This is a genomic window from Rubrivirga marina (assembly GCF_002283365.1).
GTDB lineage: Bacteria > Bacteroidota > Rhodothermia > Rhodothermales > Rubricoccaceae > Rubrivirga > Rubrivirga marina.
This window is the reverse complement of record NZ_MQWD01000001.1, coordinates 5,948-25,463: the sequence shown is the minus strand read 5'-3', so window position 1 is coordinate 25,463 and position 19,516 is coordinate 5,948. Positions and strand designations below refer to the sequence as shown.

18 protein-coding genes and 1 tRNA gene are annotated in these 19,516 nt (G+C 72.8%); 11 read left to right on the top strand and 8 right to left on the bottom strand.

The genetic code is table 11. The features are described from left to right. Positions 1–38 precede the first annotated feature (38 nt). The 4 genes from BSZ37_RS00100 to argH all read left to right on the top strand — a co-directional run bounded on the left by BSZ37_RS00100 (position 39) and on the right by argH (position 4,461). A complete protein-coding gene (locus BSZ37_RS00100) occupies positions 39–1,061 on the top strand; it encodes an N-acetylornithine carbamoyltransferase (protein ID WP_095508587.1) in 1,023 nt (340 codons plus the stop codon). A gap of 12 nt (positions 1,062–1,073) precedes the next feature. Next, positions 1,074–1,871 carry an acetylglutamate kinase gene (gene argB / locus BSZ37_RS00095; protein ID WP_218830350.1) on the top strand — a complete coding sequence of 266 codons (798 nt, stop codon included), beginning with the start codon at positions 1,074–1,076 and terminating at the stop codon, positions 1,869–1,871. Positions 1,872–1,951: 80 nt separating this feature from the next. Further along, positions 1,952–3,052 carry a M20/M25/M40 family metallo-hydrolase gene (locus BSZ37_RS00090; protein ID WP_218830349.1) on the top strand — a complete coding sequence of 367 codons (1,101 nt, stop codon included), beginning with the start codon at positions 1,952–1,954 and terminating at the stop codon, positions 3,050–3,052. Positions 3,053–3,090: 38 nt separating this feature from the next. Next, positions 3,091–4,461 carry an argininosuccinate lyase gene (gene argH, locus BSZ37_RS00085; protein ID WP_095508585.1) on the top strand — a complete coding sequence of 457 codons (1,371 nt, stop codon included), beginning with the start codon at positions 3,091–3,093 and terminating at the stop codon, positions 4,459–4,461. Here the strand turns inward: argH and BSZ37_RS00080 are convergent. From BSZ37_RS00080 to BSZ37_RS00070, 3 genes are all read right to left on the bottom strand, one after another. Further along, positions 4,438–4,773: a septal ring lytic transglycosylase RlpA family protein gene (locus BSZ37_RS00080; RefSeq protein ID WP_095508584.1), complete on the bottom strand. Its 336-nt coding sequence runs from the start codon at positions 4,771–4,773 to the stop codon at positions 4,438–4,440. The genes argH and BSZ37_RS00080 overlap by 24 nt on opposite strands. 488 nt (positions 4,774–5,261) lie before the next feature. After that, complete coding sequence (locus BSZ37_RS00075) at positions 5,262–5,861, bottom strand: septal ring lytic transglycosylase RlpA family protein (RefSeq protein WP_218830348.1); 600 nt, start codon at positions 5,859–5,861, stop codon at positions 5,262–5,264. A 201-nt stretch (positions 5,862–6,062) separates the two neighbouring features. Beyond that, the gene (locus BSZ37_RS00070; protein WP_095508582.1) at positions 6,063–7,424 is read right to left on the bottom strand and encodes an ammonium transporter; all 1,362 of its coding nucleotides are present in this window, start codon (positions 7,422–7,424) and stop codon (positions 6,063–6,065) included. 222 nt (positions 7,425–7,646) lie between these two features. Here BSZ37_RS00070 and BSZ37_RS22300 point away from each other — a divergent pair, with 222 nt between their 5' ends. The 7 genes from BSZ37_RS22300 (at position 7,647) to BSZ37_RS00035 (ending at position 15,576) form a co-directional block, all read left to right on the top strand. Further along, positions 7,647–8,330, top strand: a complete 684-nt coding sequence (locus BSZ37_RS22300; RefSeq protein WP_143537518.1) for a Rad52/Rad22 family DNA repair protein — start codon at positions 7,647–7,649, stop codon at positions 8,328–8,330. Positions 8,331–8,482: 152 nt separating this feature from the next. Beyond that, entirely contained in the window at positions 8,483–9,451 is a 969-nt protein-coding gene (locus BSZ37_RS00060; RefSeq protein ID WP_095508581.1) for a hypothetical protein, read from the top strand. A 150-nt stretch (positions 9,452–9,601) separates the two neighbouring features. Then, positions 9,602–10,111: a metallophosphoesterase family protein gene (locus BSZ37_RS00055; RefSeq protein WP_095508580.1), complete on the top strand. Its 510-nt coding sequence runs from the start codon at positions 9,602–9,604 to the stop codon at positions 10,109–10,111. A 20-nt stretch (positions 10,112–10,131) separates the two neighbouring features. Further along, positions 10,132–11,787 (top strand): PP2C family protein-serine/threonine phosphatase, encoded by a 1,656-nt coding sequence (locus BSZ37_RS00050; RefSeq protein WP_095508579.1) that lies wholly within the window; start codon positions 10,132–10,134, stop codon positions 11,785–11,787. A gap of 116 nt (positions 11,788–11,903) precedes the next feature. Further along, complete coding sequence (locus BSZ37_RS00045; protein WP_095508578.1) at positions 11,904–13,730, top strand: caspase family protein; 1,827 nt, start codon at positions 11,904–11,906, stop codon at positions 13,728–13,730. A 22-nt stretch (positions 13,731–13,752) separates the two neighbouring features. Continuing rightward, positions 13,753–14,628: a hypothetical protein gene (locus BSZ37_RS00040; protein ID WP_095508577.1), complete on the top strand. Its 876-nt coding sequence runs from the start codon at positions 13,753–13,755 to the stop codon at positions 14,626–14,628. Positions 14,629–14,694: 66 nt separating this feature from the next. Beyond that, a complete protein-coding gene (locus BSZ37_RS00035; RefSeq protein ID WP_095508576.1) occupies positions 14,695–15,576 on the top strand; it encodes a DMT family transporter in 882 nt (293 codons plus the stop codon). Here the strand turns inward: BSZ37_RS00035 and BSZ37_RS00030 are convergent. From BSZ37_RS00030 to BSZ37_RS21700, 5 genes are all read right to left on the bottom strand, one after another. Beyond that, positions 15,567–16,091, bottom strand: coding sequence for a DUF3124 domain-containing protein (locus BSZ37_RS00030; RefSeq protein ID WP_218830347.1), 525 nt, complete (start codon positions 16,089–16,091; stop codon positions 15,567–15,569). The two genes, BSZ37_RS00035 and BSZ37_RS00030, sit on opposite strands and share 10 nt — an antisense overlap. A 5-nt stretch (positions 16,092–16,096) precedes the next feature. Continuing rightward, positions 16,097–17,050 carry an aldo/keto reductase gene (locus BSZ37_RS00025; protein ID WP_095512261.1) on the bottom strand — a complete coding sequence of 318 codons (954 nt, stop codon included), beginning with the start codon at positions 17,048–17,050 and terminating at the stop codon, positions 16,097–16,099. 168 nt (positions 17,051–17,218) lie between these two features. After that, positions 17,219–18,865 carry a sodium:solute symporter gene (locus BSZ37_RS00020; RefSeq protein ID WP_095508575.1) on the bottom strand — a complete coding sequence of 549 codons (1,647 nt, stop codon included), beginning with the start codon at positions 18,863–18,865 and terminating at the stop codon, positions 17,219–17,221. Between the two features lie 178 nt (positions 18,866–19,043). After that, positions 19,044–19,116, bottom strand: a tRNA-Ala gene (locus BSZ37_RS00015). 182 nt (positions 19,117–19,298) lie between these two features. Further along, positions 19,299–19,516, bottom strand: a 218-nt coding sequence (locus BSZ37_RS21700; protein ID WP_179299402.1) for a T9SS type A sorting domain-containing protein, incomplete at its 5' end; no start/stop codon positions are given.

Below are 19,516 nucleotides of genomic sequence, written 5' to 3'. Positions count from 1 at the left end.
CTGGGCGTACTGTGACGACCCCCTCTGCCGCTCCCCCGATGAACCACCTCACCTCCTGGACCGACCTTCCCGCCGCGACCTGGCAGGCGTGCCTCGACCGCGCGCTCTGGCACCGCCAGCACCGCGCCTGGACACAGTCGGCGGCGGGCAAGGCGCTCGGGCTCGTCTTCTTCAACCCGTCGCTTCGGACGCGGGCGTCGATGGACCTCGCGGCGGCCCACCTCGGCGCCCACCCGGTCACGCTCACGCCCGGCTCCGGCACGTGGGGCCTGGAGACGCGCGACGGCGTGACGATGGACGGCGACGCGGCCGAGCACGTCAAGGAGGCCTTCGGCGTCCTGAGCCGCTACGTCGACGCCCTCGGCGTGCGGACGTTCGCGACGCTGAGCGACTACGAGGCCGACCACGAGGACCGCGCCTTCCGCGCCGCCGTGGCCGCCTCGGCGGTGCCGGTCGTCAACCTCGAGTCGGCGCGGTGGCACCCGTGCCAGGAACTCGGCGACGCGGCGACGATCTGCGATCACGTCGGCGACCCGCGCGGGAAGAAGTTCGTGCTCCACTGGGCCCCGCACCCGAAGCCGCTGCCCCGCGCCGTCCCGAACTCGGCCGTGATGATGGCGGCCCGGCTCGGGATGGAGGTGATCGTCGCGCGGCCCGACGGGTTCGGCCTCGACGCCGACGTGCTCGCCCTCGCGCAGAAGGAGGCCAGCAAGCACGGCGGCTCCGTGACGGAGTCGTCGCACCGCCCCGACGCGCTCTCCGGCGCGAGCGTGGTCTACGCCAAGGCGTGGTCGGGCGGCACGGTCTACGACGCGCCGGAGCTGGAAGCGCGGCAGCGCGCGTCCCACGCCGACTGGCGGCTCTCGAACGGCGACATGACGCGGACCGACCGGGCCGCGTTCATGCACTGCCTCCCCGTCCGTCGCGGCGTCGTGGTCGACGGCGACGTGCTGGACCACGAGCGGGCGATCCACCTGCTCCAGGCCGAGTACCGGCTCCACGCGCAGAAGGCGGTTCTGGAGTGGGTGTGGGGACTGGAGGGACTCGGGACCGGGGACTAGGGAATGGCCGACGTGAAGAGTCCTCAGCCCCGAGTTTCCCGTTCCGTCGTCGTCAAGCTGGGCGGGGCGATCCTGGCCGATGCCGAGGCCGTCGCCGAGGTCTGGACCGGTGTCCAGGCGCTGGGCGGGCCGGCCGTGCTCGTCCACGGCGGCGGGCCGCAGGCGACGGCGCTCGCACGGCGCCTCGGCCACGAGCCGCGGATCGTTGCCGGGCGCCGCGTGACGAGCGACCTCGACCTCGACGTGATGCTGTGGACGCTCCGCGGCGAGCTCAACGCCCGCCTCGTGGCGTCGGCGCGCGCGGCCGGCGTCCGCGCCGTTGGCGTGAGCGGGGCCGACGGCGGGCTCGTCCGGGTCCACCGCCGGCCGCCGCGCGACGTGGATGGCGAGACCGTCGACTTCGGGCACGTCGGCGACGTCGACGGCGTCGCCCCGGCGCTCGTCGAGACGCTCCTCGGCGCCGGATTCACGCCCGTCGTCGCTACGATCTGCGCCGACGACGCGGGCGCGCTGTACAACGTCAACGCCGACACGGTCGCCTTCGAGCTGGCGGCGGCGCTCGGGGCCACCCGCCTCGACCTCGTGACCGAGGCCGGCGGGGTCCGCCGCGACGCCGACGACCCCGACAGCCGCCTCGACCGGCTCACGGCCGCGGAGGTGGAGGCCGGCGTGGCGGAGGGCTGGATCGCAGGCGGGATGCGGCCCAAGCTGGAGGTCGCGCGCGCCGCGCTCCGGCGGGGCGTGCCCGCCGTCCGCGTCTGCGCCCCGGCCGACATCGCCGGCGGCGGCGGCACCACCGTCGTCCCCTGACCCCGCCCGCCTCGACACCGAGTCGGACCGACTCGATCCCGACCCATCACCCCTCGTCCGGCCCTCACTCACCCGATCCGTTGAACGTCCTCGACCTCCACGCCGACCTCGTCCGCATCCCGTCGCTCTCGTTCAAGGAGAAGGCGGCGGCCGACTACGTCGAGATGACGCTTCGCCAGGTCGACGGTCTCGACGTGGGGCGGCTCGACGAGAACGTGTGGGCCAGCCTCGGCGACGGCGACGAGGTGCTGCTTCTGTGCTCCCATCTCGACGTGGTGCCGCCGAGCGAGGGCCACCCGTACCCGCCGTTCTCGCCCACGAGAGTCGACGGCGCCGTCTACGGCCGTGGGGCGGTCGACGCGAAGGCCAGCGGTGCGGCGATGCTGACCGCGCTCGTCGAACTGGCCGAGTCGGGCTGGCGGCCGCCGTCGGGCGGGCGGCTCGTCGTCGCGCTGACGGAGTGCGAGGAGACGGGCGCCGAGAACAACGGGATGGAGAAGATGCGGGCCCGCGTGTTCGGCGACGCGCTCCCGGAGCCCACCGCGGCGCTCGTGGGCGAGCCGACGGAGCTCCGGCCGTGCCTCGCGCAGAAGGGCCTGCTCATCCTCAACGCGACGGCCCACGGCGAGACGGCGCACGCCGCCCGCGCCCACCTCGGAAAAAACGCGCTGACGGTCGCCGCCCGCGACCTCCTCGCGGTCGACGCGCTCGACTATGACACGGCGGACCCGCTCCTCGGCAAGCCGACGTTCACGGCGACCCTGATCGAGGGTGGGACGGCCAAGAACGTCGTCCCGGATCGGTGCCGGTTCACGCTCGACGTCCGCTCGACGCCGGCCGCCACGCACGCCGAGCTGACCTCCTTCATCCGCGGGGCGCTGGAGAGCCGCGTCGAGGTCTACTCCGACCGCCTCATCCCGTGCTCGACGCCCGCCGACGCGCCCATCGCCCGCGCCACGGTCGCCGCGCTCGCCGGCCTCGGCCTCGACGCCGAGCCCTTCGGCAGCCCCACCGCCTCCGACTGGATCCACCTGTCGGACGTTCCGGCCGTCAAGATCGGCCCCGGCCGCAGCGAGCTCTCGCACACGCCCGACGAGCACGTCGAGATCGACCAGCTCGAGCGGGCCGTCGAGGTCTACGCCGACATCACGCGGCGGTACTTCACGAGCGCGGAGTCGTGAGTTCGGAGTCTTCTCTTGTCTAGCCTGCCCGCTGTCCCATGCCCGATCCAGTCGACGCCCCGAACCCTGACCCCCAAGCCTCGAGCCAGGCGATCTGGCACAAAGGCACGGCCGCCGAGGACTGGGTAACGCGGTTCACCGTCGGCGAGGACTGGCGGTGGGACACGATCCTTTTGCCGTACGACCTCGAGGGCACGCGGGCGCACGCGTGGGCGCTCGGGCAGGTCGGCGTGTTGACCGAGGCCGAGGTGGCGGAGGTCTCGGACGCGCTCGACGCAATCCGGGCAGCGTGGGAGGCGGGCGACGTCGTCGTGCGGCCCGAGGACGAGGACATGCACACCGTCATCGAGCGGGAGCTGACGGCGCGGCTCGGCGACGCGGGCAAGAAGATCCACGCCGGCCGGTCGCGAAACGACCAGGTGCTCACAGCCCTCCGCCTCTGGCTCCGCGACGCGCTCGCGGGCATCGGCGCCGGCGCCCGCGACGTGGGCGGGGCGCTCCTCGACCACGCCGAGGCGGGTCAGACCCTCTTGATGCCCGGCTACACGCACGGCCAGCGCGCCATGCCCACGACCGTCGCCGTCTGGGCCGCCGGTTACGCGGATCTGTTGACGGACGACACCGAAGGCCTCCGCGCCGCGGCGGACGGGGCCAACACGTCGCCGTGGGGGAGCGCGGCGGGCTACGGCGTGCCGGTCCTCGACCTCCCGCGCGACGCCGTCGCCGAGCGGCTCGGGTTCGCGCGCACGCAGGCGATCGCGGCCGTCCAGCTGTCGCGTGGCAAGGCCGAGGGCGCCGTCGTCCACGCCCTCGTCCAACTCGGTCTCACGCTGAACCGGCTCGCGAGCGACCTGGCCCTGTTTGCGACATCCGAATTCGGGTTCGTCAAACTGCCGGTGGAGCACACGACGGGCTCGTCGATCATGCCGCAGAAGCGGAATCCGGACGTGCTGGAGCTGGCCCGCGCGACGGCGCACCGGCTCACGGCCGAGCTCCACCTTCTCCTGACGCTCCCGGCCAACCTGCCGGGCGGCTACCACCGCGACCTCCAACTCACGAAGGAGGCGCTGATGCGGGCCGTCGGCGCGACGCGGGACCTCGTGGCGGCCGTCGCCGCCGTGCTGCCGGGCGTGGAGTGGCAGGCCGACCGGATGCGGGCGGCGCTGTCGCCGGACCTGTTCGCGACGGCCGAAGCGCTCAAGCGGGTCGAGGCCGGGACGCCGTTCCGCGACGCCTACCGCGAGGTCGGCACCCACCTCGACCGCCTCGACGTGCCCACCGAGGCGGACGCGCTCGCGGCCTACACGTCGTCCGGCACGCCCGGCAACGTGGACGTCGGTGCGCTCCGTCAGCGGCTGGCGGAGGCGGCCGGAACAGGATCCGATCTAGACGTGAGTCCCGCGCACTAGCTCGAGCTGGACGCGGGCCGTCCCGGACTCGAGCATCCCGATCTCGCGGGCCGCTGCCTTTGACAGGTCGATCACGCGGCGCTTGGCGAACGGCCCCCGGTCGTTAACGCGGACGACGACGCTCTCCTGGGTCGACACGTTCGTCACCCGAACGCGCGTGCCGATGGGGAGCGTCCGGTGGGCCGCCGTGAGCGCGGCCTGGGCGAACGGCTCGCCGGACGCCGTGGGCCGGCCCTCGAACTCGTCGCCGTAGTAGCTCGCCTCGCCTTCCTCCATAGAGGCGTCAGCTTCCGTAGAGGCGTCAGCACGCATCGCATCCGGCTCCGTCGGACGGTCGGCGGGACGGGCTGGCGTTCGATCTGGCCGCTCGCCACGATCCGAGACGGTGAACACGCCGGCACGCCCCGAACCGAGGGGGACGGGCTGCGGCGCCGGCTCGGGCTGGAAAGCGAGAACCAGCGCGGCGATCGTCGCGAGGACGGCCGTCCCGGATGCGACGCGGGTTCGTTTGCGGCTCTCCCTCAGGCGTCGCTTCAGCGAGACAACGCGTCGACGGACGGCGGCTCGCTTGCCGTGCGAGGTGCGAGAGGAAAGATGGGGGTCGTCGGGTGTGTGCATGGAACCAGAGATCAATCTGTCCTCATACACGCAGAGGCCGTTCCGAGTACGGTTCACGCGCCGTCGTGCGCCGATCCGTCGCGGTCTGAGCCTCGATCCCCGAGAGAGTGGCAGGGCAGCCCGACACGACTGCGCACCGTGCGGCAGACTGTCGGACGTCGCTCCGGGGAGGCGGAAGTGCCTTAGCCCCGGGCGCCGCCCGTCTTCGGCAGCCGCTCCAACTCGACCTCGGCCGTACCCGAACGCGTCAGGCCGATCGAGTCGGCCGCGGCGCGCGACACGTCGATCACGCGGTCGCCGTGGAACGGACCGCGGTCGTTGACACGGACGACGACGCTCTCGCCGGTCCGGGCGTGCGTCACGCGGACGCGCGTGCCGAGCGGGAGCGTCCGGTGGGCCGCCGTGAGGGCGGTCGGGTCGAACGGCTCGCCGCTGGCCGTCGGGTTGCCGGCCAGTTCGCGGCCGTAGTAGCTCGCCCGGCCGCCTCCGATCGCTTCGCCCGCCTCGGTGTCCGTCTCGGGCGCCTCACGCACGTCGCTCACCGGGGCGACCGGCGGGAGGAGCGTGGCTGGAGGTGGCGTGGCGTCGACCGGCGCCTCGGCCACCGAGGCGGGCACAGCCGGGGCGTCCGAAGTCAGAATCGAGGGCGCAACGGTCAGCGCGGTGCCCCCGCCGGCGAGCAGCGCGGCGCTCGTCACGACCATCGCACGGCGCTTGGCCCCGGCGATTCGGGCCGCCAGTCGGCGTCGGCGGGAGGGGGCAGGAGGAGTCGGCGTGCGCATGGGTCCGGTCGTGGGGTGCCTGCTTCAGAGGCGAGAACCGTTCCGGGCTGTCCCAGGATACGACCCTTTACCCGAGGCTCACCCGATCCACACCGTTCGTGCCGATCTGGCGGCCGTCTCTGCCACTCTGCCGCGACAAACGGCGGGGCCCGGGACATCGCCCGGGCCCCGCCGTTGGCCCACCAGGGGGGAAGACCGGTCTCAGGCGGAGACCGGGGTGGGGGCGTGGGTGCCGTTGGTCGAGGGCTCGTGAGCCGGCTCGGCAGTGGCCGGGACGGCGTAGGCCGCGTTCTGGAACTCGGGGTAGGCGACCGTCCCGTGCTCGTGGAGGTCGAGGCCACCCGTCTCTACCTCGTCGTCGATGCGGAGGCCCATCGCGGACTTCAGCACTTTGAACAGGACGAAGGCGAGCGGGAACGTCCAGAGGAACGCCGCGGCGACGCCGATGGCCTGGACGCCGAGCTGGGCCACGCTGAACCCGTCGGCCGCGAAGATGGCGACGGCGAGCGTGCCCCACGCGCCGCAGACGCCGTGGACGGCGACCGCGCCGACCGGGTCGTCGACGAACGTCTCGAGCCAGAGCGAGGCGTAGACCACGAGGACGCCCGCGATCAGGCCGATGCCGACGGCCCCGATCGGGAGGACGGCGTCGCACCCGGCCGTGATGCCGACGAGGCCGGCGAGGACGCCGTTGAGCGTCATCCCCACGTCCGGCATGCCGCCGCGGATCCACGTCACGACCATGGCCGCGACGGCGCCGGCGCCGGCTGCCAGGAACGTGTTGGCGGCGATGATCCCGATGTCCGTGGTGCCGGCCGTCGTCGAGCCCGCGTTGAACCCGAACCAGCCGAACCACAGGATGAACACGCCGAGCGCCGCCAGCGGGATGCTGTGGCCTGGGATGGCGACGGGCTTCCCGTCGGCGTCGTACTTGCCCGCGCGGGCGCCGACGACGAGCGCGCCCGCCAGCGCGGCCCAGCCGCCGACCGAGTGGACCACCGTCGAACCGGCGAAGTCGAGGAACCCGAGGCCCTCCAGCCAGCCACCTCCGTTGAGCAGGCCGCCCCAGGCCCACGACCCGAAGACCGGGTAGATCAGGCCGCTGATGACGAGCGACACGATGAGGTACGCCGCGAAGTTGACCCGCTCGGCCACGGCCCCCGACACGATCGTCGTGGCGGTCGCGGCGAAGACGGCCTGGAAGAAGAAGAAGGTGTACACCCAGGACATCTCCTGGCCCTCGAGACCGGTCAGGCCGAACCCGGCCGTCCCGATCCAGCCGCCGAGGGAGGGGCCGAACATCAGGCCGAAGCCGATGAGGAAGAACACGATGGAGCCGGCCGCGGCGTCCATCACGTTCTTCATGATGATGTTCGCGGCGTTCTTGGCTCGCGTCAGGCCGGTCTCGAGCAGGGCGAAGCCGGCCTGCATGAGGAACACGAGCGCGGCGGCGACGATCGTCCAGACGTAGTCCAGGTTGGTCTGAACCGCGTCCGGCGTGGCGTCCTGCGCCAGCACGAGGGCCGGTGCGAGGAGCAGGGCGAGGGCGAGAGCCTTCCTCATTTGTTTAGGTGGGTGACGAAATGGGGGGCACGAGTCGTCGATAGTAGAGGAGATGTGCCTTGATAGTCAAGGAATTGGAAGCGCTTCGGATCAGTCGTTGAGTCGGAAGCGCTTTTATTCCTTCGCCACCAAGGCGGCGGCCCGAGTGCGTCTGTCGATGCGATGTGACAAAAAGGTGTCGCCCGCCCGCGCGACCTTGCGTGGAGAACCTCCAGTCCTCTCATGAACGCCGCCGACCTCCCCCGCCTCGCCGACCCGTTCCCGCCCTCCGACGTGGAGTGGAAGCCGGGCGCGACGACGCGCGACAAGTCCAAAGGCCTCGCGATGGCCTACCTCACCAGCCGCGCCGTCCAGCAGCGGTTCGACGACGTCTGCGGCCCGGCCGACTGGCGCAACGAGTTCCAGCCGGGCCCCGACGGCGGCGTCCTCTGTGGCATCTCGATCCGCGTCGAGCGGTCTGGCTCCGACGGGCAGCCGATCTCCGAGTGGGTCACGAAGTGGGACGGCGCCGACAACTCGCAGGTCGAGGCGGTCAAGGGTGGCCTCTCTGGCGCCATGAAGCGGGCGGCCGTCCAGTGGGGCGTCGGGAGGTATCTCTATGAACTCCCCGCTACGTGGGTGCGGCTCGACGACCGCGGCCGGTTCGCGGAGACGCCTCGCATCCCGCGCGAGCACCTTCCGCAAGGCACGTCCGGCAACGCCACGCCGGGCCCCCAGCGCGGGGGCCAGGAGCGGGCGTCGGGCGGCCGGTCCGGCGGCGGGCGCCCGGAGGGCCCGGGCGGCCCGCCGGATGGGCCCGCCTCGGGGCGCCAGCGGCCGATGCCGCCGCGGAGCGGGCAACGCCGCGTGATCCGCCCCCCCGCCTCGGGCGACGGCGACGGCCGGCCCGCGGAACCGGGCTTCTAGCCCCGCGCGTTCGAGGCCCGAGGCGGGCGGTCCGTTACCCGTCCGCCTCGGCGCTCGGCTGAAGGTGTAGGCGCCTGCCCTATTCGCGGGTGCGCGCTTGCGTGTGCGTTCCCTGCGCGCGTATTTATCACGCTGAACCTGCCCCCTCTGCCATGACCCCGACCGCGATCCGAGGAGCGCTCGCTGCGATCGCGTTGGGGATGGCGGCACCGGCGGTGGCCCAGGGCACGTTCCAAACGCTCGACCCCTCGTACGGCGGCGAGACGGCGCGGCGCGGGTTCTATGGCGGGTTCGCGATCTCCGGCGAGGCGGCCTACCGAGACGCCGACCTCCTCGATCGGGTCGAGCCCGGCGCCCCGGCGCCCAGCGACCTCTCGCTCTCCGCCCGTCTTGACTACGCGCTCCTGCCCCAGGTCGACCTCGCGCTCGTGGCCGACCTGACTGGGGCGGCCCAGAACGGCCGGATGGGCCTGAGCTGGGTCGTCGTCAAGCCGTACTGGCACAACGAGGGGACCGACTACGCCATCCGCGTCGCCGTCGACCCGGTGAGCGAGGGCGGCCTCGGGTTCCGCCAGACCGACGTGGCGTTCCTCTCCCAGACGGCCCTCGCGCCGTCGGTCACGAGCGACCTCTCGCTCGGCATCCGTCGCCTCCGCACGGGGTACAGCGACCCGGTCCTCAGCGAGCTCGACGTGGACGAGGCCGGCGAACCCATCGTGCCCGACAGCCGCCTCAACGTCGGGACGACGGGCCTCGTCCGCTCCCGCATCGTCGGGCAGTCGATCCGCGGGGCGTGGGGCTACAACGTCCTGTTCGACCCGGCCGGCAGCCGCGTCGCGTTCGGGCTCATGGCCGAGGCCACGGACTACACGATCCTCCAGGCTCGCGGGGCCGATGGCGCGACCGACGACCTTTCCGAGGACGCCGAGGAGTCATCGGACCGCGTGCGGAGCGCCGTCGGGTGGATGCGGATGGGCGTCGAGTTCAGCCGGCCGTACTACCAACTGGCGCCGTTCGTGAGCGTCCCGGTGTTTACCTGGGCCGACGTCCAGGGCGAGCCCGTCCGCCACGGCCCGCGCATCGAGAAGCTCCGCGTCGGCCTCCGCCTGACGTTGCGATAGGGGCCGTCCGGGGCGGGGAGTGAGGGGGCGGGCAAAGGAGCCGGTGTTTCGAGGAGAGAGCGGCCCATCGCGCATCGCGAGGATTCGAGGGCCTGGGGTTGTGAGGAGCGAGGCGTGCAAGCACCTTCCCCGTCCCTCACCCTCATCCCTGTGCGCCTCGGCATCGTCTCGGACACCCACGGCTTCTACCACCCCGAACTCGACGACGTGTTCGCGGGCGTCGACCTGATCCTCCACGCAGGAGACGTCGGGCCCGCCGAGGTGGTGGATCGACTCGAGAAGCTGGCGCCGGTCGTGGGGGTGTATGGGAACGTGGACGGGCCGCCGGTGCGCGGGCGGTTCAAGGAGCACGTGAAGATCCGCGTGGGCGGCGTGCGGCTGTGGATGACGCACATCGGCGGGCGGCCAGGGCGGTGGGCGCCCGGCATCGGCCCGGCCCTCCGCGCCGACCCGCCGGACCTCTTCGTCTGTGGCCACAGCCACATCCTGCGCATCGAGCGCGTCCCGAACCTCGGGCGGATGCTCTATCTCAACCCCGGCGCCGCGGGGCGCCAGGGGTTCCACCAGGTCAAGACGTGCGTGAGGCTGCGGGTCGAGGACGGGCAGATGAGCGAGGCCGAGGTGATTCACCTCGAGAAGGAGGGGCCGCAGCGGGCCTGAGGGCCGCGCTAGCTTCGGGCATGGCCGCCCCCGCTCCGCTCGGCACCGTCGACGACCCGACGGACTCCGCGCTCGACCTCGACGACCCGCTCGGCGCGCTCCTGCTCGCCCTCATGAGCCGGTTGCTCACGTCCCGAGCCGTCGGCGCGGTGGTGACGGACGACGGGCTCCGGGTGGAGGTCGTGAAAGGCCGCCTCGACGTCGCCGTGGGCGACCTCATTCAGACTGACGCCGAGGCGGGGGGCACCGGCCTGCCGGCCGCACTCGAAGCAGCGGGGCTGACGCTGGCAGCCCCCCTCCTTCACGGCGGCGAACGGATCGGTCTCGTCGCCCTCGGGCCGAAGCTGAGCGGTGAGCCGTACGCGCCGGCCGAGATCGGGTTGGTGCGGTCACTGGCCGGCGCCACGGCCGCCTCGCTGGCCGCCAGCCGGTCGGCCGCGGCCCTCGTCGTCGCCAACCGCGCCCTCGCGTCGAGGGCCCACGCGCTGCGGACGCTCTTCGAACTGGCGCAGGCGTTCGGGCGAGCGCTCGACCACGACGCCATCGTCAACCGGCTGGCGTACGCCCTCATGGGCCAACTCCTCGTCCGCCGCGTCGCCGTCGCGCTGTGCGACTCCGACGCCGACGGCCCGCTCGACACGGTCCTCGCCCGCGGCGCCGAGTCCATCGAGGTCCCGCGGGCGCTCTGCGAAATCACGGAGCCAGCGGCCCTCGACGACGCGGGCTTGGTGGCCAAGGGCTGGCGGTGGGTCGTCCCGCTTCGGGCCGGCGACGTCACGCGCGGGGCCGTCCTCCTCGGCCCGCCCGCCCTCGCCAGCGACGACTGGACCCCCGACGCCGACACGACCGACTTCACGGCCGCGCTCGCGGCCCTTGCCGTCGGCGCCCTCGAGACCGCCGACCGGGTCGAGGAGCGGCTGGAGCGCGAGCGGATGCGGGAGGAGGTCCGCCTCGCGCGGGAGGTCCAGGCGCGGCTCCTGCCCGAGGCGCTGCCCGCGCTTCCCGGCCTCGACCTCGCCGCGCGGTGGAGGCCCAGCCGCGACGTCTCGGGCGACACGTACCACGCCGCCGACCTTGGCGGCCGCGCCCTCGTCGCCGTCGCCGACGTCGTGGGTAAGGGGATCGGTGCGTCGCTTCTGATGGCGACGCTCCAGGCCGGCTTTCGCCTCGTCGACCCCGAACTGGCCGGGGCCGCCGACCTCGGGGCCGCACTGGAGGCGGCGACCGCCAAACTCGACCGGCTCGTCCACGCGAGCACCGAGGCGCACCAGTTCGTGACGCTGGCGTGGGCCGTCGCCGAGCCGTCGGGCGACGTGTGGTCGGTGGTGGCAGGGCACCCGCCGCCGCGGCTGCTCCGGGCGGGGGGAGGCGTCGAGGCGCTGGCGCCGGGCGGGCCGCTCCTGGGCGTCCTCCCGGGCGCCGTGTTCTCCGTCTCCCATGCGCACCTCTCGCCCGGCGACGCGCTCGTCTTCTACACCGACGGCGCCACCGAGGCTCGCAACCCCGACGCCGAAGAGCTCGGCCCCGTCGGCCTCGACCGTGTGCTCAAAGGGGCCGATGCGTCGACGGCCGCCGTGCTCGTCGATGCCGTCGTCGCGGCCGTGGACGCCTGGGGCGAGGGGGCGGATGCCGAGGACGACGACCTCACGGTCGTGGCCGTTCGACGCGAGAGGTGACGGGGCGGGACCGCACGGCTTCGCGCATCCCGGAGTGAACGGATTTGGAGATCCAGGGGGTGGTCGTTTGGCGCCGTTGCCCTACGTTGGAGAGGGGCAACCTTCTGCGCTGAACCATGATCAAGCGGGCCGCTCTCTGCGTCGGAGTCGATCGGGCCAACGGCATGATGCCGCTCCAGGCCGCATCCAAGGGAGCTCGGGAGTTCGAGGCCTGGGCGAAGGGGCAGGGGTGTGACACCGTCCTCCTCACGGACGAGGACGACCGGAAGGTTCGCGTGGCGGACCTCTTCGACGCGGTCGCCGCGTGGGTCGGCGCACGGACGTACGACCAGCTCCTCATCTACTTCTCGGGCCACGGGATTCTCACCGCCCCGGGGGCCGAGCACTGGTTCCTCTCCGGCGCGCCGTACAACCCGAGCGAGGCCGTCAACCTCACGCAGGCCGTCGTCGACGCCCGCAACTCGGCCATCCCCCACGTCGTGTTCGTCTCCGACGCGTGCCGCTCGGCGGCGGACCGCCCAGAGCTCCGGCGCGTGAACGGGAGCGCCATCTTCCCCAACGACGGCCGGGCGCCGGCCCAGGGGGAGGTCGACACGTTCTACGCGACGCGGCCCGGCGACCCGGCCTACGAGGTGCCCGAGGCCGAGGCGGCCGACGCCTATCGCGGGCTGTTTACGGACAGCCTGCTCGACGTCCTGGAACTGGAGCCGAACCCGCTCGCCGAGCTCCAGGAGGTCGGGGCGGACCGGCTGTCGGTGGTCACGTCACGCCAGCTCAAGCGGCACCTCGAGACGGCCGTCCCGCTCCTCGCCGAGAGCGTCAACGTGACGCTGGTTCAGGACCCCGAGGTCCGTGTCGAGACCGCGCTCCCGAAGTACTTCGCCGTGTTGGGGGCAGCGCGGCCTCCCGCGTCCACCCATGGCGGCACGCGGGGGACCGGAGGGGTGCGCGCGGGCGGTCACGGTCCGGTCGGGACGGGCGCCGAGCCCACGTTCCGGCGTGCCGAGGAGCGGTTCGGAGCTCGGTTCGAGCTTCCTCCCATGCCGGCGTCCGCGCCGCGGGCGCTTCCCGACGAGGCCTCCGAGATGGAGCAGTTCGGCGAGGACCTCGGCCTCGGCGGGCAGGTCGACACGCTCCTCCGGGCCCGCGGCCGCCCGCACTTCGAGACGCGGACGGGCTTCACCGTCATCGGGGCGGGCGTGGCGTCGTCGGTCTCGTCCCGGTGGCACGCCGACGACCCGTTCCAGGACGGCTCCACGCCCGGCGTCGAGGGGTGGCACGTCCGCCTCGGGCCGATGAGAGCGGGGGAGGAGCCGGCCTCGCTCGTGCTCACGTTCGACGACGGGACCGGCACGGTGCTCGCCGTGCTTCCCGGGTTCATCGGGACCGTGTTGGTCGAGGGCGGCCGGGTCGTGAGCGTCAACTACGTCCCGTCGGAGGGGACGGAGCGGTACGGGGACTACCAGCACCGCGCCGACGAGCTCGAACGCTTGAAGGCCGTCACGGCCGCCGCGGCGCGGCAGGGCCGGTTCCTGGCCGAGGGCGAGGACGCGGCCCAGTTCGCCAGTCGGGTCCGCCAGCTCAAGGGGATCGACCCGACCATGGGGCTCTACGCAGCCTACGGCTACGCCCAAGCCGGCCGCCTCGACCGGGCCCTCGACGTCTTCCGCTACATGGAGGCCGACGAGCCGCCGGTTCCGTTCGACGTGCTGTTGCTGGCGGTCCGGGGCGGGCTCGACCTCGCCTCCGTCTCGCTCGACCACGTCGCGCCGTTCGCGCCGATGCTCGCGCAGGGGTGGTCGCACCTGAGCCCGGGCGATCCGCTTCACCGTCCCGTCCACGAGGCGCTCCGGCCCCACGTCATCCCCGCCCTCTGGACGACTCTCGCGCCCGAGGGCGTCGAGATCGCCCGCGCGGCGCTCACCGCCGGCACCGTCTGGTAACTCACACTCGACCCGTTCCGACATGAAGCTCGTCATGGTCCACGGCCGGTCCCAGGAGGGCAAGGACCCGGTCGCCCTCAAGAAGGAGTGGCTCGACGCCCTCACCTACGGCCTCGCCCGCGCCAACGCCTCGGTCCCCGACGACCTCGAGGTCGCGTTCCCCTACTACGGCGACCTCCTCGCGGGTCTCGTCGAGGAGGTCAACACCCCGTTGGGACGGCAGGTGAACGCGAAGGGGCCCAACCCGGACGCCAGCGCGGACGCCGATCTCCGGGGGCAGATCTTCCAGGAGCTCGCCGAGCGGGCGCAGCTGGACGACGCCGACATCCGGCGAGAGGTCGACGACGTGGCGACCGAGAAGGGGCCGGGCAACTGGGAGTGGGTCCAGGGCGCGCTCCGGGCGCTCGACCGGATCCCCGGCCTCAACACGAAGGTGATCGACGCCTTCACGCGCGACGTGTTCGTGTACCTCACGTTCCGGGGCGTCCGACGGAAGATCGACGCCGTCGTCCAGGAGGCCCTCGGCGACGGGCCGTGCGTCGTGCTGGCCCACTCGCTCGGGACCGTCGTCACGTACAACGTGCTGTACAACCGGGCCGCGTCGCCGGCCTACCCGCGGCTCGTGACGGTGGGCTCGCCGCTCGGCATCCGGGCCATCAAGTCGAAGATCGACGCCCCGCTGAGGTCGCCGCCGGGCGTGGGCCACTGGTTCAACGCCTACGACGACCGCGACCTCGTGGCGCTGGCGCCGCTCGACGAGCACACGTTCGGCGTGACGCCCGCCATCGAGAACAAGAGCGACGTCCAGAACTTCACCGAGAACCGCCACGGGATCGCCGGCTACCTCGCCGACCCGGTGGTGGCGGCGCGGATCGCGGAGTTCCTCCGGGGCACCTGAGCCGTCCCCTGCGAAATCCCCGCGGGCTGGCGGCCTGGCCGCGACTCCGGCCGCATCTTCCGGCCCATGTGGATCTGGCTCTCGCTCCTCTCCGCGGTCGGCGCGGCCGGCGTGGGGTTCGCGCTCAAACGGTCGCTGACGTGCGCGGGTGCCGTCGGCGCGACGGTGGCGTATCGGGCCGTCGGTGGCGGGCTCCTGCTGGCGCTCGTCGTCGGCGCGGGCCTCGCGCGTCCGGTCGGGTCGGACTATGTGTGGGCCGTCGCCATCGCGATCCCGTTCGAGCTGGTCGGGACCGTCGCGTTCACGCTCGCGCTCCGCGAGGGCGAGCTCTCGCTCGTGTCGCCCCTCTTCGGGCTTCTGCCCGTCACCGTGACATTGGGAGCGGCGCTCGCGCTCGGCGAGCAGCCGACGGCCGGCGCGCTGGCGGGCATCGGGCTCGTGGCCGTCGGCGTGTACGTGCTGGGGTTGGGGGGCGCTCGGGGCCTCTGGGAGCCGCTGCGGGCGCTCGCAACGCACCCGGCCGGCCGGTGGGCCGGCGTTTCGGTCCTGGCCTGGAGCGTGACGGCCGTCGTCCACAAGATCGGGATCGCGGCGTCGGGGGCGATGCCGTGGGCCGTGACGCTCGCGCTCGGCTCGGCCGTCGCGCTCCTCGCGGCGGCGCCCTTCCTGCCCCGCTCCCTCCGCACGGCGCCCGAGGTGGCCTCCCCCACGTCCTGGCTCGGGTGGACGGCCGCGGCCGGCGCGCTCTACGCGGTCCAGCAGGTCGGGCTCCAGAACGCACTCGAGCGGGCGCCGGCCGGCTACGTCATCGCCCTCTCGTCGGTGAGCATCCTGCTCGGCGTCGTCGCGGGCATCGTGCTGCTGCGCGAGCGGGGCGCAGGGCGGTCGCGGCTCGGCGGGGCCGGGCTCGTCACGCTGGGCGCCGCTCTCGTCGCGATCTACGGCTGACCGGCTTCGGCGACCACGCGGCCCTCGGTCACGAACGAGATCCCCTGCTGGCCGGCCGTGCTGATCATGACGGCCTGGACGACGGGCGGGACCCCGCCGGCGCCGCCGGTCCACTCGACCAGGAAGCTGGCGCCGACGCCGCCCGCCCGGTCGCTCTCGGCCACGACGAACGACGCCGTCGCGAGGGGCCCGAGCGCTTGGGGCGCGTCGACGTAGGAGCGGATCGTCTGGCCCTCCGAGCCGACGTAGCGGACGCCCTCCAACCGGATCGGCCGCTCCGGGTCGGCGTTGCGGACGCTGAGGGTGGCCGTGAGGAGGAGGTCGCGCTCCCCGTCGCCTGAGAACACGTGGGAGTAGGCGGGGACGTAGACGAGCTGCCCCGCCTCGGCGCCGTCGAGCGACCGGCCGGGGGCACCCGACGGGTCGACCGAGGCGGGCGGCGTCGGAGCCTCGGTCACCGACTGCGGGGTGTCGGCGCAGGCGGCGAGGGCGAGGAAGGGGACGAGCCAACGCACGGCCCTCAGCCGAGGATGTCGGCGATGACGCCGACCTCGTCGTCGTCGAGGGGCGGCTGGCTCAGCATCGCGACGGCCTCCTCGATCTGCCCCACCCGGCTGGCGCCGATGAGCGTCGAGGTGACCTCCGGCCGACGGCGCGTCCACGCGAGCGCCAGCTGCGCCATCGACTGGCCGCGGTCGCGAGCGATCTCGCGGAGTCGCCGGACCGTCTCGATCACGTCGTCGGTCACCTGGTCCTCGCGGAGGAAGCCCGTCGCCTTGGCTGCGCGTGAGTCCTCCGGGATCCCATCGAGGTACTTGTCCGTGAGGAGGCCCTGCGCGAGCGGCGAGAACACGATGCTGCCGACGCCCTCGTCCGCCAGCACGTCGAACAGCCCGTCCTCCGGGTCGCGGACGAGCATCGAGTACTTCGGCTGGTGGATGAGGAGGGGTGCGCCGAGCTCGTCGAGGAGGCGGGCCGCCTCGCGGGTTGGCTCTGGCGGGTAGTTCGAGACGCCTGCGTAGAGCGCCTTGCCCGTGTGGACCGCGTGGGCGAGCGCGCCCATCGTCTCCTCGAGCGGCGTGTCGGGATCGTAGCGGTGGCTGTAGAAGATGTCGACGTACTCGAGCCCCATCCGGTCGAGGCTCTGGTCGAGGCTCGCCAGGAGGTACTTCCGCGAGCCCCACTCGCCGTAGGGTCCGGGCCCCATCCGGTAGCCGGCCTTCGTCGAGATGATCAGCTCGTCGCGGTACGGGCCGAGGTCGTCCGAGAGGATCTGCCCGAACGTGACCTCGGCCGACCCGGCCTCCGGCCCGTAGTTGTTGGCGAGGTCGAAGTGCGTGATGCCGAGATCGAACGCCCGTAGCGCCATCGCCCGGGCGTTCTCGTAGGGGTCGACAGAGCCGAAGTTGTGCCACAGCCCGAGCGAGACGGCCGGCAGCTTCAGGCCGGACCTCCCGCAGCGGACGTAGTCCATCGCGTCGTAGCGGTCTGGGGCGGGGCGGTAGTCGGGGGCGCTTCGGTAGATCACGGTCGGGCGGGCAGGGGAGAGGCGTACCCGCCGCCGCGCGTGCGGTTGCCCGCCTCGGTCGTCCCGTGGGGTCCCGCACGAGACGACCGAGGCCGAGGGGCCAGCGCCCGGCGGCTACGAGAACACGATCCAGACGGCGGCGACGCAGAGGAGCAGGACGGCCGTGAGGATCACGTCGACGCGGCGCCACGCCGGGTCCGAGGCCAGGACCTTTTCCGGGACGGCGATCTGGGCCGGGCCGCTCAGCGGGCGGCTCGCCGTGCCGAACGTGAGGCCGTCGATCTTGTCGGCCGGCGGCGGCGCCGTCATGAGGCTGACCGCCACGAGGACGGCCGAGCACACGAGGAACAGCGCGATGGCGAAGTGGAGGAAGTTCATCCCCGTGAAGAGCCCGGCGTCGACGCCGGAGGCTTCCATCGACAGCCGCGCCACGCCGAGCACGAGGCCCGTCAGGAGCGACGCGATGGCGCCCTGCGCGTTGAGGCGCGACCAGAACAGGCCGAGCAGGAAGACCGACGCGATCGGCGGCGAGATGTAGCCCTGGACCGACTGGATGTAGACGTACAGCCCGCCCTCGGCGGCCTCCACGAACGGGATCCACGCCAGCCCGAGCACGGTGAGCGCGATCGTCGAGAGCCGGCCGACCCACACGAGCTGGCGCTCGCTCGCGCCCGGGTTCAGCTTCTTGTAGACGTCCCACGTGATGAGCGTCGAGCACGAGTTGAACACGCTCGACAGCGACGACATCAGCGCCGCGAGGAGGCCGGCCACCACGAGACCCCGCAGGCCGATCGGCAGGAGCGCCGCGACGAGCGTCGGGAGCGCCTCGTTCGGGTCGCCGAGCTCGAGCTTCCCCTGCGCCACGAGCGCCGCGGCCAGCATGCCCGGGAGGACGAAGATGAACAGGGGCAGCAGCTTCAGGAAGCCGGCCATGATCGTGCCCCGGCGGGCGTCGTCGATGGTCTTGGCCGAGAGCGTCCGCTGCACGATGAACTGGTCCGTGCACCAGTACCAGATGCCGAGGATCGGCGCGCCGAACAGGATGCCGGTCCAGGGAAAGTCGGGGTCGGACATCGGCTTCCACATATCGAGGAAGCCGGGCCCGACGGCCTCGGTCATGGCGCCCCACCCGCCGACGGCGCCGAGCCCGGCGACCGTGACGGCGACGGCCCCGCCGATGAGCACGAACGTCTGGAGGAGGTCGGTGTAGAGCACGGCCCGGAGCCCGCCGAAGACCGTGTAGGCGCCGGTCACGCCGACCACGATGAGCGCGCCGGTCCAGAAGGGGACGCCGATCGCCGAGAACACGACGGCCCCGGCGAAGATGGTCACCGAGATCTTGGTCAGGACGTAGGCCAGGATCGAGATCGTGGCGAGGTACCACCGCGCGCCGGCCGAGTACCGCCGCTCCAGGAACTCGGGCATCGTGAACACGCCGCTCTTGAGGTAGAACGGGACGAACACCCAGCCGAGCAGCAGGAGGATGATTGAGGCCAGCACTTCGAACTGGCCCGGCGCCACGCCGCTGGTCGCGCCCGAGCCCGCCAGTCCGACGAGGTGCTCACTCCCGATGTTCGACGAGAACAGCGACGCGCCGATCACGAACCACCCGACGTTCCGGCCGGCGAGGAAGTAGTCGGCGGAGTCCTCGCCCCCCCCGCTCCGTCGCTCACGGAGCGTGGCGGCGATGGCGACGCCGAACACGACGGCGAAGTAGAGGGCGACGACGGTCCAGTCGAGCGAGCCGAGCAGCGAGTCCATGCGGGCGGGGTGGGGCGATCCCGGATGCTACGCCGCGGAAGCGCTTCGCGCACGGCCCGAGGCGGACGGCCCTCGGCTCGGCCCCCCCCCTCAATGAGTGCCCCAGCGCCCCGACCTCCGCTCCCGCTTCGTACCCGAACGCGGAGGGCACCAGCGTGAGCGTGAGCCCCTTGGGGTGTGGAGCTAAGGAGATTCGAACTCCTGACCTCTGCAGTGCGATTGCAGCGCTCTACCAACTGAGCTATAGCCCCATCAGGTGACCACTGGGTGGCCGACCACGGGCAGGATACCTGTCGTGACGTCACCCGCGCAACCGCGGGTCCGGGGACAATGTGTAAAGGCGACCGGCGGGAGGCTTCGAAAACAACGGGGGCCGCCCCCGGAGGGGCGGCCCCCGTTGGGCCTGTTTGGGTAGCACCCGGCCCGGCGCCCGTTACCGGACGACGGCGGCCTGGCGCGTCGCGACCCGCCCGCCGGCCTCGACCCGGACGAGGTACACCCCCGCCGCGAGCCCGGCCGACTCGAGGACCGCCTCGTGCCGGCCCGCCGCGACGACCCCGTCGACCAACACGGCGACCTCCCGGCCCCGGACGTCGACGACCGACACGCGGGCCCGGCCCCCCGTCGGGACGGCGAACGCGACGCGGGCCG

What these genes read in the sequence shown, in the direction of transcription:
- BSZ37_RS00080 (WP_095508584.1), bottom strand. Translation starts at nt 4,773, where the DNA reads ATGCGTGCTGACGCCTCTACGGAAGCTGACGCCTCTATGGAGGAAGGC.
- BSZ37_RS00045 (WP_095508578.1), top strand. Translation starts at nt 11,904, where the DNA reads ATGATCAAGCGGGCCGCTCTCTGCGTCGGAGTCGATCGGGCCAACGGC.
- BSZ37_RS00100 (WP_095508587.1), top strand. Translation starts at nt 39, where the DNA reads ATGAACCACCTCACCTCCTGGACCGACCTTCCCGCCGCGACCTGGCAG.
- BSZ37_RS00075 (WP_218830348.1), bottom strand. Translation starts at nt 5,861, where the DNA reads ATGCGCACGCCGACTCCTCCTGCCCCCTCCCGCCGACGCCGACTGGCG.
- BSZ37_RS00040 (WP_095508577.1), top strand. Translation starts at nt 13,753, where the DNA reads ATGAAGCTCGTCATGGTCCACGGCCGGTCCCAGGAGGGCAAGGACCCG.
- argH (WP_095508585.1), top strand. Translation starts at nt 3,091, where the DNA reads ATGCCCGATCCAGTCGACGCCCCGAACCCTGACCCCCAAGCCTCGAGC.
- BSZ37_RS00070 (WP_095508582.1), bottom strand. Translation starts at nt 7,424, where the DNA reads ATGAGGAAGGCTCTCGCCCTCGCCCTGCTCCTCGCACCGGCCCTCGTG.
- BSZ37_RS00025 (WP_095512261.1), bottom strand. Translation starts at nt 17,050, where the DNA reads ATGGACTACGTCCGCTGCGGGAGGTCCGGCCTGAAGCTGCCGGCCGTC.
- BSZ37_RS00035 (WP_095508576.1), top strand. Translation starts at nt 14,695, where the DNA reads ATGTGGATCTGGCTCTCGCTCCTCTCCGCGGTCGGCGCGGCCGGCGTG.
- BSZ37_RS22300 (WP_143537518.1), top strand. Translation starts at nt 7,647, where the DNA reads ATGAACGCCGCCGACCTCCCCCGCCTCGCCGACCCGTTCCCGCCCTCC.
- BSZ37_RS00050 (WP_095508579.1), top strand. Translation starts at nt 10,132, where the DNA reads ATGGCCGCCCCCGCTCCGCTCGGCACCGTCGACGACCCGACGGACTCC.
- BSZ37_RS00020 (WP_095508575.1), bottom strand. Translation starts at nt 18,865, where the DNA reads ATGGACTCGCTGCTCGGCTCGCTCGACTGGACCGTCGTCGCCCTCTAC.
- BSZ37_RS00060 (WP_095508581.1), top strand. Translation starts at nt 8,483, where the DNA reads ATGACCCCGACCGCGATCCGAGGAGCGCTCGCTGCGATCGCGTTGGGG.